The sequence below is a fragment of the Aliamphritea hakodatensis genome (genome assembly GCF_024347195.1).
GTDB classification, from domain to species: Bacteria; Pseudomonadota; Gammaproteobacteria; order Pseudomonadales; family Balneatricaceae; genus Amphritea; species Amphritea hakodatensis.
This window is the reverse complement of the sequence record NZ_AP025281.1, coordinates 1,618,672-1,634,684: the sequence shown is the minus strand read 5'-3', so window position 1 is coordinate 1,634,684 and position 16,013 is coordinate 1,618,672. Positions and strand designations below refer to the sequence as shown.

17 protein-coding genes and 1 tRNA gene are annotated in these 16,013 nt (G+C 55.1%); 12 read left to right on the top strand and 6 right to left on the bottom strand.

Going from position 1 to position 16,013, the window contains the following annotated elements; genetic code table 11:
- Positions 1 to 11: 11 nt before the first annotated feature.
- From fdhF to PCI15_RS07445, 3 genes are read left to right on the top strand one after another with little or no spacing between them, the layout of a single operon-like run.
- Positions 12 to 2,870: a formate dehydrogenase subunit alpha gene (gene fdhF / locus PCI15_RS07455; RefSeq protein WP_271273705.1), complete on the top strand. Its 2,859-nt coding sequence runs from the start codon at positions 12 to 14 to the stop codon at positions 2,868 to 2,870.
- 19 nt (positions 2,871 to 2,889) lie between these two features.
- The gene (gene fdhD, locus PCI15_RS07450; RefSeq protein ID WP_271273704.1) at positions 2,890 to 3,753 is read left to right on the top strand and encodes a formate dehydrogenase accessory sulfurtransferase FdhD; all 864 of its coding nucleotides are present in this window, start codon (positions 2,890 to 2,892) and stop codon (positions 3,751 to 3,753) included.
- 45 nt (positions 3,754 to 3,798) lie between these two features.
- Positions 3,799 to 4,020, top strand: coding sequence for a formate dehydrogenase subunit delta (locus PCI15_RS07445; RefSeq protein ID WP_205658473.1), 222 nt, complete (start codon positions 3,799 to 3,801; stop codon positions 4,018 to 4,020).
- A gap of 197 nt (positions 4,021 to 4,217) precedes the next feature.
- On the opposite strand, the gene PCI15_RS07440 is transcribed toward PCI15_RS07445, so the two are convergent.
- Both PCI15_RS07440 and PCI15_RS07435 read right to left on the bottom strand, forming a co-directional pair.
- Entirely contained in the window at positions 4,218 to 4,640 is a 423-nt protein-coding gene (locus tag PCI15_RS07440) for a DUF3135 domain-containing protein (protein ID WP_271273703.1), read from the bottom strand.
- Between the two features lie 178 nt (positions 4,641 to 4,818).
- Positions 4,819 to 4,894 (bottom strand) — tRNA-Glu (locus PCI15_RS07435).
- A gap of 327 nt (positions 4,895 to 5,221) precedes the next feature.
- Between PCI15_RS07435 and PCI15_RS07430 the strand changes: the two genes are divergently transcribed.
- The 9 genes from PCI15_RS07430 to PCI15_RS07390 all read left to right on the top strand — a co-directional run bounded on the left by PCI15_RS07430 (position 5,222) and on the right by PCI15_RS07390 (position 13,206).
- A complete protein-coding gene (locus PCI15_RS07430; protein ID WP_271273702.1) occupies positions 5,222 to 5,425 on the top strand; it encodes a hypothetical protein in 204 nt (67 codons plus the stop codon).
- Between the two features lie 166 nt (positions 5,426 to 5,591).
- On the top strand, positions 5,592 to 6,380 hold the full coding sequence (locus tag PCI15_RS07425; RefSeq protein WP_271273701.1) for a putative hydro-lyase: 789 nt from the start codon (positions 5,592 to 5,594) through the stop codon (positions 6,378 to 6,380).
- A 23-nt stretch (positions 6,381 to 6,403) separates the two neighbouring features.
- The gene (locus PCI15_RS07420) at positions 6,404 to 7,138 is read left to right on the top strand and encodes a 5-oxoprolinase subunit PxpA (protein WP_271273700.1); all 735 of its coding nucleotides are present in this window, start codon (positions 6,404 to 6,406) and stop codon (positions 7,136 to 7,138) included.
- Positions 7,135 to 7,836: a 5-oxoprolinase subunit PxpB gene (gene pxpB / locus PCI15_RS07415; protein WP_271273699.1), complete on the top strand. Its 702-nt coding sequence runs from the start codon at positions 7,135 to 7,137 to the stop codon at positions 7,834 to 7,836. Before PCI15_RS07420 ends, pxpB begins: the two co-directional genes overlap by 4 nt.
- Positions 7,836 to 8,771: a 5-oxoprolinase subunit C family protein gene (locus PCI15_RS07410; protein ID WP_271273698.1), complete on the top strand. Its 936-nt coding sequence runs from the start codon at positions 7,836 to 7,838 to the stop codon at positions 8,769 to 8,771. Before pxpB ends, PCI15_RS07410 begins: the two co-directional genes overlap by 1 nt.
- A gap of 208 nt (positions 8,772 to 8,979) precedes the next feature.
- Positions 8,980 to 9,828 (top strand): DUF4392 domain-containing protein, encoded by an 849-nt coding sequence (locus tag PCI15_RS07405; RefSeq protein WP_271273697.1) that lies wholly within the window; start codon positions 8,980 to 8,982, stop codon positions 9,826 to 9,828.
- 168 nt (positions 9,829 to 9,996) lie between these two features.
- Positions 9,997 to 10,344 carry a hypothetical protein gene (locus tag PCI15_RS07400; RefSeq protein ID WP_271273696.1) on the top strand — a complete coding sequence of 116 codons (348 nt, stop codon included), beginning with the start codon at positions 9,997 to 9,999 and terminating at the stop codon, positions 10,342 to 10,344.
- A gap of 121 nt (positions 10,345 to 10,465) precedes the next feature.
- Positions 10,466 to 10,906 (top strand): lactoylglutathione lyase, encoded by a 441-nt coding sequence (gene gloA, locus PCI15_RS07395; protein WP_271273695.1) that lies wholly within the window; start codon positions 10,466 to 10,468, stop codon positions 10,904 to 10,906.
- A 296-nt stretch (positions 10,907 to 11,202) separates the two neighbouring features.
- Positions 11,203 to 13,206, top strand: coding sequence for a methyl-accepting chemotaxis protein (locus tag PCI15_RS07390; RefSeq protein ID WP_271273694.1), 2,004 nt, complete (start codon positions 11,203 to 11,205; stop codon positions 13,204 to 13,206).
- 45 nt (positions 13,207 to 13,251) lie between these two features.
- Here the strand turns inward: PCI15_RS07390 and PCI15_RS07385 are convergent, their stop codons facing one another.
- The 4 genes from PCI15_RS07385 to PCI15_RS07370 are packed head-to-tail and all read right to left on the bottom strand — an operon-like array spanning position 13,252 to position 15,977.
- Positions 13,252 to 13,722, bottom strand: coding sequence for a GNAT family N-acetyltransferase (locus PCI15_RS07385; protein WP_271273693.1), 471 nt, complete (start codon positions 13,720 to 13,722; stop codon positions 13,252 to 13,254).
- Positions 13,719 to 14,069: a GFA family protein gene (locus PCI15_RS07380; RefSeq protein WP_271273692.1), complete on the bottom strand. Its 351-nt coding sequence runs from the start codon at positions 14,067 to 14,069 to the stop codon at positions 13,719 to 13,721. Before PCI15_RS07380 ends, PCI15_RS07385 begins: the two co-directional genes overlap by 4 nt.
- A 33-nt stretch (positions 14,070 to 14,102) precedes the next feature.
- Positions 14,103 to 14,624 carry a DinB family protein gene (locus PCI15_RS07375; protein ID WP_271273691.1) on the bottom strand — a complete coding sequence of 174 codons (522 nt, stop codon included), beginning with the start codon at positions 14,622 to 14,624 and terminating at the stop codon, positions 14,103 to 14,105.
- Positions 14,625 to 15,977: a DUF2252 family protein gene (locus PCI15_RS07370; RefSeq protein WP_271273690.1), complete on the bottom strand. Its 1,353-nt coding sequence runs from the start codon at positions 15,975 to 15,977 to the stop codon at positions 14,625 to 14,627.
- Between the last annotated feature and the right edge of the window lie 36 nt (positions 15,978 to 16,013).

The following is a 16,013-nucleotide window of genomic DNA, read 5'->3' as shown; positions in this document are numbered from 1 at the left end:
GGAGTCCGATCATGCTGCAACATTTTGATCCAAACAAAGATTACGGTACGCCGGCCCGTGTTTCCGAGAACCTGGTGACACTGAACATCGACGGTGTGGACGTCACTGTACCTGAAGGTACGTCCGTACTGCGTGCCGCTGCTGAAGCGAACATCAACATTCCTAAACTGTGCGCCAGCGACAACCTGGAAGCATTCGGCTCCTGCCGTATCTGTGCAGTGGAAATTGAAGGCCGCCGCGGCACTCCTGCGTCCTGTACCACACCTGCCGAAAACGGCATGTCTGTTACCACGCAGAACAACAAGCTGGCGAAACTGCGCCGCAACATCATGGAACTGTACATTTCCGATCACCCGCTGGACTGTCTGACCTGTCCAAGCAACGGTAACTGCGAACTGCAGGACGTTGCCGGTGCGGTTGGCCTGCGTGAAGTCCGTTACGGTTTCGAAGGCGAAAACCACCTGGATGCGAAGAAAGACGAATCTAACCCGTACTTCACCTTCGATCCGAGCAAATGTATCGTTTGTTCCCGCTGTGTACGTGCCTGTGAAGAAGTTCAGGGTACCTTTGCGCTGACCATCGACGGCCGTGGCTTCGACTCCAAGGTAGCTGCCGGTCAGGACGACGGCTTCCTGGCCTCTGACTGTGTATCCTGTGGTGCCTGTGTCCAGGCCTGCCCAACCTCTACCCTGATGGAAAACAGCGTTATCGAACGCGGCCAGCCAGAACACAGCGTTGTAACAACCTGTGCATACTGTGGTGTTGGCTGTTCCTTCAAGGCAGAAATGAAGGGTACCGAAGTTATCCGCATGGTGCCGTTCAAAGACGGTGAAGCGAACCGTGGTCACTCTTGTGTGAAAGGCCGTTTCGCCTTCGGTTATGCCACTCACAACGACCGTGTAACTGAGCCGATGATCCGTGATTCCATCGACCAGCCATGGAAGAAAGTAAGCTGGGAAGAAGCCTTCAGCTTCGCTGCTGGCCGCATTAAAGACATTCAGGCGAAATACGGCCGTGAATCTGTCGGCGGTATCACCTCTTCCCGTTGTACTAACGAAGAAACATACCTGGTTCAGAAACTGATCCGTGCCGCCTTCGGTAACAACAACACCGATACCTGTGCCCGTGTTTGTCACTCACCAACCGGTTACGGCCTGAAGACCACCCTGGGTGAGTCTGCCGGCACCCAGACCTTTGACTCAGTAATGAAAGCTGATCTGGTGATGGTTATCGGTGCCAACCCGACTGCCGCTCACCCGGTATTCGGTTCACGTCTGAAGCGCCGTGTCCGTGAAGGTGCAGGCCTGATCATTGCCGATCCGCGCACCACTGAGCTGGTTAAGAGCCCGCACATTGTTGCCGATCACCACCTGAAACTGCGTCCGGGCACTAACGTTGCGTTCATCAACGCCATGGCTCACGTCGTTATCACTGAAGGTCTGGAAGACAAAGACTTCATCGCCAACCGTTGTGACAACACGGCATACAACAAGTGGCGCGAATTCATCTCTGAAGAACGTCATGCACCGGAACAGACTGAAGACATCACCGGCATCCCTGCCGCTGAAATCCGCAGTGCTGCCCGCCTGTTTGCTGCTGCACCAAACGCCGCTATCTTCTACGGTCTGGGTGTAACTGAGCACAGCCAGGGTTCCAGCATGGTAATGGGTATTGCTAACCTGGCACTGGCGACCGGTAACATCGGCCGTGAAGGCGTAGGTGTTAACCCGCTGCGTGGTCAGAACAACGTACAGGGTTCCTGTGACATGGGTTCTTTCCCGCACGAACTGCCGGGTTACCAGCACGTTGCCGACGACACTATCCGTGGCCGCTTCGAAGCAAGCTGGGGCGTGACGCTGGACAACGAACCGGGGCTGCGTATTCCGAACATGTTCAACTCTGCAATCGACGGTACTTTCCGTGGCATGTACTGCCAGGGCGAGGACATTGCACAGTCTGATCCGAACACCAACCACGTTGACCAGGCACTGCGCTCTCTGGACTGCCTGATCGTACAGGACATCTTCCTGAACGAAACAGCCAAGTACGCCCACGTGTTCCTGCCGGGCACCTCTTTCCTTGAGAAAGACGGCACCTTCACCAACGCCGAACGCCGTATTAACCGTGTTCGTCAGGTGATGCCGCCAATGCCTGGCCTGGCTGACTGGGAAGTAACCATGGCGCTGTCCAAGGCGCTGGGTTACGAAATGAACTACAGCCACCCATCCGAAATCATGGATGAGATTGCGACCCTGGCACCAACCTTCAAGGGCGTCAGCTATGAGCGTCTGGAAGAGCTGGGCAGCATTCAGTGGCCATGTAACGATGCAGCACCGGAAGGTACGCCAACCATGCACATCGAGAACTTCCCGATCGGTCTGGGTAACTTCGCCATCACTGAATACGTGGCTACCGAAGAACGCTCTAACCGTAAGTTCCCATTATTGCTGACCACCGGCCGTATCCTGTCGCAATACAACGTAGGTGCTCAGACCCGCCGTACGCCCAACCAGGCATGGCACGATGAGGACGTACTGGATCTGCACATCTCCGATGCGGAAATGCGCGGCATCAATGATGGCGACTGGGTAGGCATCAGCAGCCGTGCCGGCGACACCGTAATGCGTGCGCGCATTACCGATAAGGTACAGCCTGGCGTGGTTTACACCACCTTCCACCACCCTGGCAGCGGTGCCAACGTTGTTACCACCGACAACTCTGACTGGGCAACTAACTGCCCTGAGTACAAGGTAACAGCCGTACAGGTCGTGAAAGTGAATTCACCATCCAACTGGCAGCAAAACTACCAGAACTTTGACGACCAGCAGCAGGACTTCCTGAAGCAGGGCCGTGAAAGCATCAGCCAGTAACAGAGTCACGAGGACATTGATGACCCAACCACGTTTCAGGCAGGACGCCGGCGGGCAGACACCCGCCGCCGAACTGCAACATTGCCACCGGGGTGCTCAGGTAACCCGGCGGCAACTGGACCAGATAACCGACACTGAAGATCAGATCGCTGAAGAGGTGCCTGTTGCCATGATCTTTAACGGCATTTCCCATGCCGTGATGATGGCCAGCCCCAACGATCTGGAAGATTTCGCCACAGGCTTCAGCCTGAGCGAAGGCATTGTCGAGCACAGCGATGAGATCTATAGCATCGAGGTGATCCGTCCGACTGCCAGTCTGACCGCCGGTATCGAAGTCCAGGTTGCTATTAGCAGCCAGCGTGCTGCCCTGCTGAAACAACGTCGCCGTAACCTCACAGGCCGCACCGGCTGCGGCCTGTGCGGTGCTGAATCACTGCAACAGGCTATCCGCCCGATCCGTAAAGTTGAAAAAACTGAACTGATCAGCGCGGCGGCTGTTGAAACCGCCATTGCTCAGCTCACGCAGCGCCAGCCGCTGCAGTCGCTGACCGGTGCGTTTCACGGTGCTGCCTGGTGCAACCTTAGCGGTGACATTGAAATGATCCGTGAAGACGTGGGCCGTCATAATGCGCTGGACAAACTGCTCGGCGCACTGAAACGTGACAAGGTCGATCTGACCACCGGCTTTACCCTGGTATCCAGCCGCGCCAGCTACGAAATGGTCCATAAAGCCAGTAGCTGCGGCGTTCCGACCCTGGTGGCAGTCTCTGCCCCTACCGGTCTGGCACTGGATCTGGCTAAACAGTCAGGGCTAAACCTGATTGGTTTTGCCCGCCCGGGTAAACACGTTGTTTACAACCGGTCAGACATACCGAGAGATTAACTGAACCGGTCAGGTGTACTGGCCGGGCATAAATGGAGTAGATCCATGGGAAATGCAACACTGAGCAGTCTGATTAAAATGGTTAATCAAATTGCAGACAACAACGTTCATGTCGGTACCGCTGATGATGCAGCGAACGCTGTGGCGTCACACATTACCCGCTTCTGGGCCCGCCCGATGAAGCAGCAGATCAATGAGTATCTGAACGAAGGTGGTGAAGAACTGAACGACATCGCCCGTCAGGCGGTTACTCAGCTACAGAAATAACAGCAGCTGATACACAAAAAAGCCACCTTTACAGGTGGCTTTTTTGCTGGGGCGCTCCACCAGCATGGTGCCTGACCCGTCACGGCAGACACAATGAAAAAGAAAAACCGCAATTACCCCCGAGACAACTGCGGTTTTTGAGCCTCGCGGCTCTTTTCACACCGAAAGCCTGCCTATACAGACTCCCGAAGAAAATCCTAATGCTTACCCGGCTTATTCTTAGCCGGCAGATGTTTATCGAGCTTACGTTTAAAGGGTAGCACCTTTGCTTTAAGTGTGGGCAGCTCGGAAGCCGGCGGCGCCGGTTTATCCTCATCTACGCTTGCCACCCCTTTCGGATGCGTCAGGGCAACCCCGTTTCTGAGCACATCATTCAGTTCCCACAGCTGCTCATGCATAAACTTCGAAATCTGAATACAGGCATGCAGCGGCGAGCCGGCCCGGCGACGGATGGCATCCATCCGGAACTGCAAACGCTCAAGAATAATACGGGACTCAGGCTTTGCCTGACTGATAATCTGACGAACCTTAAACCGCAGATACCGGTCGATAACGGCCGGCCGGGTCGTTGCCAGCAACGCAATACGGTCCAGATCCAGAGGCTGGTGATCGGTTAACATATGCTCACCCCTTATCTCGCTTACAACGCCAGACTGTCCGGGAATAAAAGAGCCACGCAACAGCCTGATCTTGAGATAAAGTATGGCAGATAAATAGCAATCTCACCGGAATGGGTACAAATCCAGTGCACAGAACAACAAAAAGGAAAAATAAGAAAGATAAAGCAAGAAGAGAAAGTGGCGTCCCATAGGGGGTTCGAACCCCTGTTACCGCCGTGAAAGGGCGGTGTCCTAGGCCACTAGACGAATGGGACGCTGCAGGTAGGAATTCCGTTCAAGCATTCAGTTATAAGTGCTTGTTAATAAGCGTATAACCGGCTGCCTTCAGGTCATCCTCAGGACGGGGCGTATAATACCCCGGCAGAGATTATTGTCAACACAGTGAAGTAAAAAAACCGCTAATGTGGCACATTTCTGTCTTACCCCGCTGATGCTGTCTGTACAACACCACCCCCAAAAATCCTGATAAATAAAAGTTATCAGATCTGGCAATCATTATTCATTAGACAGCCCTATGGGTGGCAAGTAAAAATGCCAGTCTGAGAATTTTTTTTCGCGAGCCTGATACGAGAATAACAACCATGCGAACAGCGATGCCTCTTCACCAGTTTCAACAAATCCGCCACGTTGATGAAGTTGTCGAAAAAGCCGGCGACAGCTGGTGGGTTTACCGCCGTAATGTCAATCATAACGGCGCACTGAGCACCGTTGCCCGGGTTGTGTTCTTCGCCCGCACCAAACAGGCGGTTGATCAGTGGCTGGCACAACAGGCCACCGCCTGCTAGCCACCCCTCCCCTGCACAGTATTTCCCTGCCGACAGCACCGCTGGTCCTGTCGGTCAGCGCGCGCTGGCTGCATTCAGCACAGAGCATATACTTTATGCTCAGAATCAGCCTGTATATGACAATAAAAGACAATAGCGGCCAAGCCGTTTCAGAGTAAGGTTTATTATGAACGCAGACATGACGCCTCTGGCAATTCGCCAGCAAATCCGCAGCGGTGAATTCACCGGCAACACTTCAGGTTTCGCTCAGGGTTTTGTACAGGGCAATCTGGCGATCATGCCAAAAGACTGGGCCAATGACTTCCTGCAGTTCTGTCAGCTGAACCCTAAGCCGTGCCCGATCGTTGGCATGTCCGGCCAGCCCGGCGCATTCATGCTGCCGGATCTGGGTGAAGATCTGGATATCCGCTCCGATATCCCGAAATACCGCATTTATGAAAACGGCGTGATGACCGCCGAAGTTGCCGATGTAAAAGACTACTGGCGCGATGATCTGGTGACCTTCGTACTGGGCTGCTCTTTCTCTTTTGAAGAAGCCCTGATTGCTGACGGTCTGGAAGTACGTAACATCACCGAAGGCGTTAACGTACCGATGTACCGCACCAATATCGAATGCCGCAGCGCCGGCCGCTTCAGCGGTACCACAGTGGTCAGCATGCGTCCGATGAAAGCCGCTGACGCGATCCGTGCAGTACAGATCTGTACCCGCTTCCCGTCAGTACACGGTGCGCCACTGCACCTGGGCGACCCGTCCCAGATCGGCATCAGCGACATCAACAACCCGGATTTCGGCGACGCAGTCACCATTAAAGAAGGTGAACTGCCGGTATTCTGGGCGTGCGGCGTTACGCCACAGGTTGCTATCGAACAGGCTAAACCTGATTTCTGCATTACCCACAGCCCGGGCCACATGCTGATCACTGACCTGCCAAACAGCCGTCTGGCCGTTCTGTAAACCGGCGCACTGGAGAAATTATCATGACGTTACAACTGAACTGTGACCTGGGTGAAAGCTTCGGTTCCTGGAAAATGGGTCTGGATGAAGCGGTCATGCCGCATATCGATCAGGCCAACATCGCCTGTGGTTTCCACGCCGGCGATCCGCTGGTGCTGGAAAAAACCCTGAAACTGGCCAAAGAAAACAATGTCACCATCGGCGCGCATCCGGGCTACCCGGATCTGGTTGGTTTCGGCCGCCGCAGCATCAAAGCCTCTCCGGCTGAACTGAAAGCCATGGTGATGTATCAGATCGCTGCGATCGACGGCATGGCTGCCAGCCTGGGCCTGACACTGGCTTACGTAAAGCCACACGGCGCTATGTACAACGACATGATGGCCAACATTGACGTCCGTAAAGTCATCATGGAAGCGATCGCCTCTTACCAGCGTCCGCTGGTACTGATGCTGCAGAGCACCCCGGAAGCCGACACCATTCAGGCGGAAGCGGATGCAGCCGGCATCTCCCTCTGGTTCGAAATTTTTGCCGACCGTTGCTACGACGACGATGGCAAACTGCTGGCCCGCAGCAAGCCGGGTGCTGTTCACACCAAAGACAAAATGCTGGCGCAGGTTAAGCAACTGAAAGAACAGGGCACCATTACCACGGTAAGCGGCAATGTTCTGAACCTGCGTGCTGATACCCTGTGCGTACACGGAGACAACATGGACGGCGTCAATGCCATTCAGGAAATCCGCGAGATGATCAAGCAATGAGCCAGACTGAATATCAAACTACGAGAGTCGAAATTGCCGGTGAAAACGCCCTGATTCTGTATTTTGGCGAAAAGACCGATCCGGCCGTATCCGCAAAAGTTCAGCAGGCAGTCGACGCACTGGAAACCGTACTGGCCGACGTGCTGATTGATATGGTGCCATCCTATGCATCCCTGCTTGTAATCTTTAACCCGTTGGCCTGTGACCATCTGGAAGTACGCCGCCGTATCCGTACCGCGCTGAGCGATCAGGCTGCCGGTGAAGCATCTGAAGGCCGCTTAGTCAGCCTGCCGGCTTACTACAGCACCGAATCCGGCCCGGACCTTGAAGATCTGGCCAGCCGCGCCAACCTGAGCGTCGAAGAAGTCATTAAGATTCACAGCGAAATGGAATACCGGGTTTATGCCATCGGCTTCGCGCCGGGCTTTGCCTACCTGGGGGAAGTGGACGAGCGCATTGCTGCACCCCGCCTTTCCACACCACGTCAGAAAGTCCCCCGCGGCGCTGTCGCCATTGCTGACCGCCAGACAGCCGTTTACCCGGCGGTTTCACCGGGCGGCTGGAACCTGATCGGCCTGTGCCCTACCCGTATGTTTAACCCGGACGCGACCCCGAGTATGCCGGTACAGGTGGGCGACCGGATTCGTTTTGAGCCCATCGAACGTGATGAATTTCTGTCTCTGGGAGGCGAACTGTAATGAGCGGATTTAAAGTATTACAGCCTGGCCTGTTAACCCTGATTCAGGATGCCGGCCGTATCGGTCAGCACCGTATCGGCCTGACCACCGGCGGCCCGCTGGACAGCAATGCCTTTGCCTGGGCAAACCGTCTGCTGAACAACGACGGCAACGCCACTGCGCTGGAAATCAGCATCGGTGGTCTGGTGATGGAAGCCCAGTGCGATACCTATATTGTACTGACCGGTGCCGCCATGCCGCTGAAGATCAACGGTACCGAACAGGAAGGCTGGTGTGCCCATAAAGTGCAGGCCGGTGACCGTATCGACGTTGGATTCTCCAGTGCCGGTGCCCGTGCCTATCTGGCAGTCAGCGGCGGCTTCACCGTTGCCAAAAGCTTCACCAGCACCGCCACCGTTACCCGTGAAGGGATCGGCGGCCTGAACGGCGAAAAACTGCAGCAAGGGGATATCCTGCCGGCAGAATCTGCGGCAGACCAGCAGGTTTACCGCCTGCCGGAAGCCTTCCGTCCGGATTACACCGCGGCGGTTTCCCTGCGGGTGATCACCGGTTACCAGCAGGACGCCTTCAGCGATGTTCAGAAGCGTCTGTTCTTCAGCAGCGAATATAAAGTAACTGACCGTGCCGACCGCATGGGCTACCGTCTGGAAGGCCCGCAAATCACGCCATCCATTGACGGCATCCTGTCAGAAGGTATTTGCCACGGTGCCATTCAGGTACCGGCAGACGGCCAGCCAATCGTGTTGCTGAATGACCGCCAGACCATCGGTGGTTATCCGAAGATCGGTTCCATGATCGCCATGGACACTGCCCGCCTGACCCAGCTACTGCCAGGCTCTGCGGTATCTTTTGAAGAAATCAGCATCGACGCTGCACACAACCTGCGTTGCCTGGAACAGGCGCGCTTCGCACGGACCGAGCCGGAAGCTCTGTAAGCGAACTGAGATTGCCGGCCCGGCTGCGGTATGACAAGTAACTGCAACCAAGCGCCGGCAGTCATGTTTTACCGATATAAGAAATGCGGTTACAGCGTGCTGTAATCAGCTGTTAATAAACTTTTGCTGCTGTCCGGACGGATCAGCCAAAGCCGGCGTAACGTTACCGGCCCGAACCGCGCCAGCAGACAAAAAAGAGAGATGACCTATGGAAAATTTAATGAATGAGGCGGCACTGAGCCAGCAAATCGAAGATGCTCTGGTTGCCCGTAACCTGCGGGGTATGAAAACCGTGCAGCCTGCCCTGCAAACCGGTTACTACCTGCGTGCAGCGCGTATCCTCAACAAATGTAAAGGTCACGTTCTGATCGGCACCGGCTTCCCGGTGGTTGATACGTTTGAAACCGACGGCCCGGTTGGCGCCATCGCGCTTTACCGTGCGCTGGAAACCCTGGGTGCGACGCCTGTGATCGTCTGTGGCCCACCGGTTTCACAAGCCCTGATGAAAGATTTCCGCGTGCATGAAATCCGTGTGGGTGAACACCAGGAACGCAAACTGGAAGCCTTCCAGGCCCTGTACCACTATAACCCGGATGCGGTTCTGTCTATCGAACGTCCGGGCCAGGCAGCTGACGGCGGTTACTACAACATGCGCGGCGAAAGCATCAGCCCACGCACTGCCTGCTTCGATACCTTCATCAATAACGCTAAATGCCCGACCATCGGTATCGGCGACGGCGGTAACGAAATCGGCATGGGTAACATTACTGAAGCTCTGAAAGATCTGGACATTGTGTCTGCGTCTACCCGCGTTGACGAACTGTGTATCGCCGACGTTTCCAACTGGGGTGCCTACGGCATCATGTCTTTCCTGAGCCTGTGGAACAACATCGATCTGCTGGAAGCGGTTAAGCCACTGGAAATTCTGGAATACCTGTCCGGCCTTGGCAGTGTTGACGGCGTTACCCGCCTGAACGAACTAACAGAAGACGGCTTACCGATGGAAGAAGGCGAATCCGTTCTGCTGGAACTGCGCAAAATTATCGGCATGGCATAATTGCCCCGCCACTCAGAAAACGGCCGCATTCAGCGGCCGTTTTTGTATCTGTGCTAAGCCGGTAATAAAAAGCCCTTCACAAAAGCTTCACATAAAAACATCCACACTTTCCCTCACCTGCGCAAAGCCCTTCTATACTGACAAATGTGTGACAGAAAAGGCCTGCTTATGAATGGGAAATACCCGCGCTATACGCTGCACTTAGACGACAAACACCCCGGCCAGCCCATATTTATCCGGGACGACTCAGCCTCCGGACAGCCTGATCAGAGCGGGCTCCACATTGCTACAGACCTGCTGCTGACGCTGGCACTCGCCGGGCTCACCTACATTGCACTAAGCAGCTACCCGGAACTCTGGCCCGGCTGGTTACAAACCGTTACCGGTGCAGGATTTGCCATCGCCGCCGGCTATCTGGCCATCCGGTACTACACCCTGCTAATGGCGCTGTACTTACTGAGCCTCTGCGGTGCAGCCGCCGTCTCCGCTGTTGCCTTCCTCTGGTGGATTTTCTGATCAGCCCGGCACTGCATTATTGCGGTTAACTTATGTAGAATCAGGCACATGACAAGAGACGGCCAAAGCCGCAGCGAACATTCGCCACTCTCACCCTTCGCATAAAAACAACGAGGCCACCATGCGCTACCTACACACCATGGTTCGGGTAAAAGACCTGGACGCATCCCTGAAATTCTACTGCGACCTGCTGGGTCTGACTGAAATCAAACGTAACGACTACGAAGGTGGCCGCTTCACCCTGAGCTTTCTGGCTGACCCTCACTACGAAGCCCACGCCCGGGAACACCAGAGCCCGTTACTGGAACTGACGTATAACTGGGACCCGGAAGACTATGATGAAGGCCGCAACTTTGGCCATCTGGCGTTTGAGGTGGATGATATCTACGCCCTGTGCCAGAAACTTCAGGACGCCGGCGTCACCATCAACCGCCCGCCCCGGGACGGCCACATGGCATTTGTCCGCTCACCGGATAACATTTCTGTGGAACTACTGCAGAAAGGTGAATCACTGGCACCGGCAGAGCCATGGGTTTCAATGGAAAACACCGGTCACTGGTAAGCCCGATTAAAGCACGCTTCTGCAGAAAAGCCCCACACTGAAACCACCGCTAAAACGGTGGTTTTATCTTTTACGACAGAGTCTTTCTCAACATGCCCATTCACGACCAAAAAACCCAGATTGGGCAGTCAAAACCCAAAGTGCGAGGTTGTTTTAATTAAATGATCATTTAACAACCTTATACTGAGCCGGTAAATATTACAGGGAACGTCATAACAATGGATTGCGTACAGGCCGGTGCTTTCACAAGAAGCCAGACCTGCACCCATAACAATAAAAAGCTTTAAGGAGCTGTTATGCATCTCTCTGTTACCCACCGTATCGGTGGCGGATTTGCGCTGCTTGTTCTGTTGCTGCTGGTCATCAGCACTACCTCATACCGTAGCCTGGACGCCGTTGATACCCAGTTTCAGCGGACCACCGGTGAAATTGCCCCGATCGCCACCCACAGTGCCGATATCGCAGTCGCCCTGCTGTCCGCCAACAAAGCCCTGATGCAGTTCATGAGTAGCCAGAACGACACTACCCTGAGCGCTCAGGAAGACGCCCTGAACACGCAACAGGCCGGCTATAACACCCAGCGGGAAGCCCTGCTCAATCTGAGTAAGCAGTATCCGCAGGTCAGTGAAGCGATCAGTGTTATCGACCCTCAGGCCAATGCATTTTTCAGCAGTTCACAGCAGGCCATGAGCAGCCACCGTCAGTACCTGTTACTGGGAGCTGATGTTAAACAGCTGGAAAGTGACCTGCTGGACGAACTCAAGTTCTTCACCGTGGATATCAACGATCTGACGGAATACGGTGAAAATCTGGCTGAGCAGAATGCCGGTCCGATTCTTACCAGCAACCTGCAAACGGTCACCAGCGACATCGGCCGGCTGTTAAAAAGTGAAGATCTGAGCGTTATTAAACCGCTGGAAAGCTCATTCAACATTACCGGTTACGGGCTGAAAGCCATGCAGGACCGGCTGGAAAAGCTGAAGGCTTCCGGCAGTGCGTCCGCCGACAATCTGCTGGAAACCCTGGCCATTATTCAGCAGGCCACAACCGCACCGGACGGCGTTGTTCAGGTACATAAAAAGCGGGTTGAACTGAAACTGCAGATCGCCGCATTGCTGGAACAGCTCTCGGCCACCATCAACAGCACCAACGACACCGTTAACCAGCTGCGGGCTGATTCTCAGGCCCTTGCGGATGCCGCCACACTGAATGCCCGTGACACCGTCAGCCTGAGCCAGACCGCCAGCATCATTATCAGCGCCGCATCCGTGATCATCGCCATCATCATAGCCATCTGGGTAAGCCATAACATCCGCACGCCGCTGAACCGGGTGATGTCGATCCTGAAAACCATTGCCGACGGTGACCTCAGCCAACGCCTGAGCATTACCAGCAAAGACGAATTCGGTCAGCTATCTCAGTGGGTGAACGATCTTGCAAGCAAGCAGGAAAGCATTATCCGGGATATCCAGAGTGCCTCCGGCAAGATCAGCGAATCCGCCCGGGAAGCCGCCACCATCAGCGACCGTACTAATCAACTGATGGATGAACAGAACCAGCATACCACTCAGGTGGCGACTGCCATTCATCAGATGTCTGCCGCGGCGGAAGAAGTCGCACAAAGTGCCGAACAGGCCCAGCAACAGGTTACCGCCATTGATAACACTGCCGGCGAAAACCGTGCCCTGATGCAGCAAAACATTACTGTAGTTAATGGTCTGGCCAGTGAAATTGACCGGGCTTCTGCGGTCATTACTCAGCTCAATGAAGACTCCGCCAACATCGGCCAGATCCTTGAAGTGATTAACGGCATTGCCGGCCAGACCAACCTGCTGGCGCTTAACGCTGCAATCGAAGCCGCCCGTGCCGGTGAACAGGGCCGCGGCTTTGCGGTAGTGGCGGATGAAGTACGCAACCTGGCCAGCCGTACCAAGGACTCCACTGAAGATATTCAGGCGATGATCGACAAACTGCAAACCCGGGCAAAAGAAGCCGTGACCATTATGGAAAGCAGCCGTCAGGAAGCCCAGTCCAGTGTTGACCAGACCGAACAGGCCAGACACTCTCTGGAGAACATGGTTAGCCAGCTGTCTGAGATTCGTAATATGTCAGAGCATATCGCGGTGGCTGCTGAAGAACAGACATCGGTCAGCCAGGAAATATCTGCCAGCGTACAGCGTATCGCCGACATGGCCGAACAGGGTGCCCACGATGCCCAGCAAACCGCCCGGGGCAGCGAAGCCCTGTCCGGCCTTGCGGAGCGTCAGCAGAAACTCACCAGCGTGTTTAACCTCGGTTAAACCGACACTGCAGTATAAAAAAACCACCGCATTGCGGTGGTTTTTTTATACCAGCCTGCGTAACCGCTGGCCGGTGCAGATAAAGCCGTTCGCTTCATAAAATTGCTGAGCCCGGGGAAATTCAGCCAGTGGCGGCGCACCGACCTCCAGCCGTTGCCAACCCTGCTTCGCTGCAAATGCCATAGCCTTGTCCAGCAACCGCTCGCCAACTTTCATCGAACGGTAGCCAGGTACAACATACCGCTCAGAGACTTCTCCAAACACCCCACCTGCATACAGAGCAGCACAGCGGTGCAGGGTAATAACCCCCACTAACTCCCCGGCATAAAGGGCAAAGAACGCATAGATAAGCTGATCAGCCAGCATATCCTTCGCCTGCTTCGGCAAATTCATAGCGCTGAGCTCAGCGTCTGCACCCGGCTCAAGCTCCAGTAACAGCGCCCTGACCAGCCGGGCGACTTCATGAGCATCCTCAGGGCCTGCCTGAATAACGCTTATGCCATCTGGCAGGTTCAAAGAGATTTACCGTCGAACATCTGCAACGGCAGACTGCCGGCATCAACCCCGTCCACACAGTTCAGATTAAGCCGGTAAGAACCCGGAGCGCGAAGGGTTTCATGAAAGGGATAAATGCCACAGCGGCTGCAGAAATAGTGTTTCCCCACCATGGTACCGAACTGATACAGGCTCAGGGCATCGGCCTTTGCGGTGATTTTTAACTGCTCTGCCGTAAGCAAAAAGTCCGACATAACCGCGCCCTTTCGGGTGCAGATGGAACAGTTACACTGCACACCGCCGCTGATCAGCGGGGCTTCAAATTCAAATTTTACATCGCCACAATGGCAGGATCCTGTGTATTGCACGGCATCGCCTCCGTCTTTAGTGATCATGAAAATTCAGGGCATGACCCCCAGCAAATCGGTCTCACCGATATCCACACCGCGCTGGCTGAACAGTGTACTCAGTTGGCCCCGATGATGGGTCTGATGGTTAAAAAAGTGCTGCATCAAGTACGCAAAACGGCGGCTGAAAGCAACGCCTTTGGTATTGTGGTATTCCAGCTCATGCGCCAGATCTTCGTCGGTCAGCTGCGTGCAGAAGGCACAGATCATGTTATCCAACTGACGGCGCTGTTGTGCCAGGGAAGAAAGGTTATCATGCAGCATCTGGCTGAGAGTCGCCGGCCGGTTAAACTCCCTGACACTCTGTAACGGTTCACCGGCGGGATGTTCAGCAAAGCGTTGCAGCCAGATAATATCCCCCACCATCAGGTGGTTGAATGTCCCCAGAATCGAATTAAAAAATGCGCCGCTGTCCCGCTTCAGTTCTGCCTGGGTCAGTTGCCCGGCGGCGTCCAGCAGCTTGCTGTTCATCCAGCGGTTGTACTCAGCCATTAAGCGGTAGTTCTCTGCCAGCATTTACACCTCCCGGGCTAACATCTGATTAAGTAACGTCCAGTCTTCCCGCACCCGCTGTGCATATTCCATGCAGGCCTGCACAAAAGCTTCGCTATGCGCCGGCAGTACGCCGGTGACCGCCTGCTCAAAACGGACTGAGCGCCGGTCGCCCCGGCCATGGGCCAGTGCCAGCGCATGACCACAGGTTTCAGCATATTCTTCAAAGCCGCCTTTACGGGCCTTTTTGCCCAGTGCAACATTTTCCGGGTCCAGCCCTACCTTCGCATGATGGCGGGAACGCACCAGCCAGTGCTGGCCATCATATTCTGCTTCATCCAGCACCAGATCCGGAAAGCGCTGCATCCGCCGCTGGCATTCCAGCGTCAGGTGAGCCGGGTTTAAACGGTTCACCGGGCTGAGGTCATCAAAATAAAACAGGGGGGCGGCTTTGCGCTGCTGCTTCACTTCAACAATGTGGCACAGGCTGAGATCCTGCGGGCCCTGATAATCAGCGGGGCCAACCAGCAGGTAATAACGGCCCATATTCACCGAGCCGGTGCCTGCATCCAGACGGGCAACGATGTCCAGCACGGTATCATCCATGTACGGGGCGAACGTTTGTTCCAGCTGCTGATATGTGTCTGCACTTACGCGCTGAAACTTATCTGCCCGGTCACGGAAGCGCAGCGTTACAGCATCCACATCCACCGCCTTGGCCAGCGCGCTTTTTATCAGAAAGTCTGCACCACCGGCCGCTCTCGCCCGGGCTTTATTGAAGGGTTTGCTGAGGATATGATCATCCGGGAAGTCCGCCAGCACCTGCTGATGATAATCCGGGCTGGCGATCAGCATGTCACAGCGCTGCTGATAGCCTTCTAAAAACCGGCGAACGGCCTTCTCAGCGGCATCGGCTTTTACCCGGGCTTTACCGGCATAATCCTTGTCACCAGGCACCTGCGGAAATTCCCCTTTCGAGAGCCCCCGGCAATACTCAGCACACAGCACCAGGCTGACCGCAAAACGGGCCATATCCCAGACGGCATGCCCCACACAGGCATCGTCAAAGTCGTTCGGGGCGAACACCACCCGCTCCCCGTGGGAGCCTTCCTCGGTAAAAAAGCCAAAGTTGGAGGTATGGCAATCCCCCATGATGCGGGTTTTTGGCAGGGTATAAAGTGCTTCGGGCAGCTGCAGATAACCGGCCTGTATATCCGCATAGAACAGCTGGGCAGCGCCCCGTAAAAACACAAAGGGGTTGCCCGCCATTTTCAGATGTTTACCCAGAGGGGCGGAGCCGGTATCACGGGGAGACTGTCCGTCTACCCGGGTTAATTCGGTTTCAAGCCATGCGGCACGGTTCTCAGCTACAGTCATATTCGTTCCGTTGATAATGCCCGTGAAGGGAGGTTA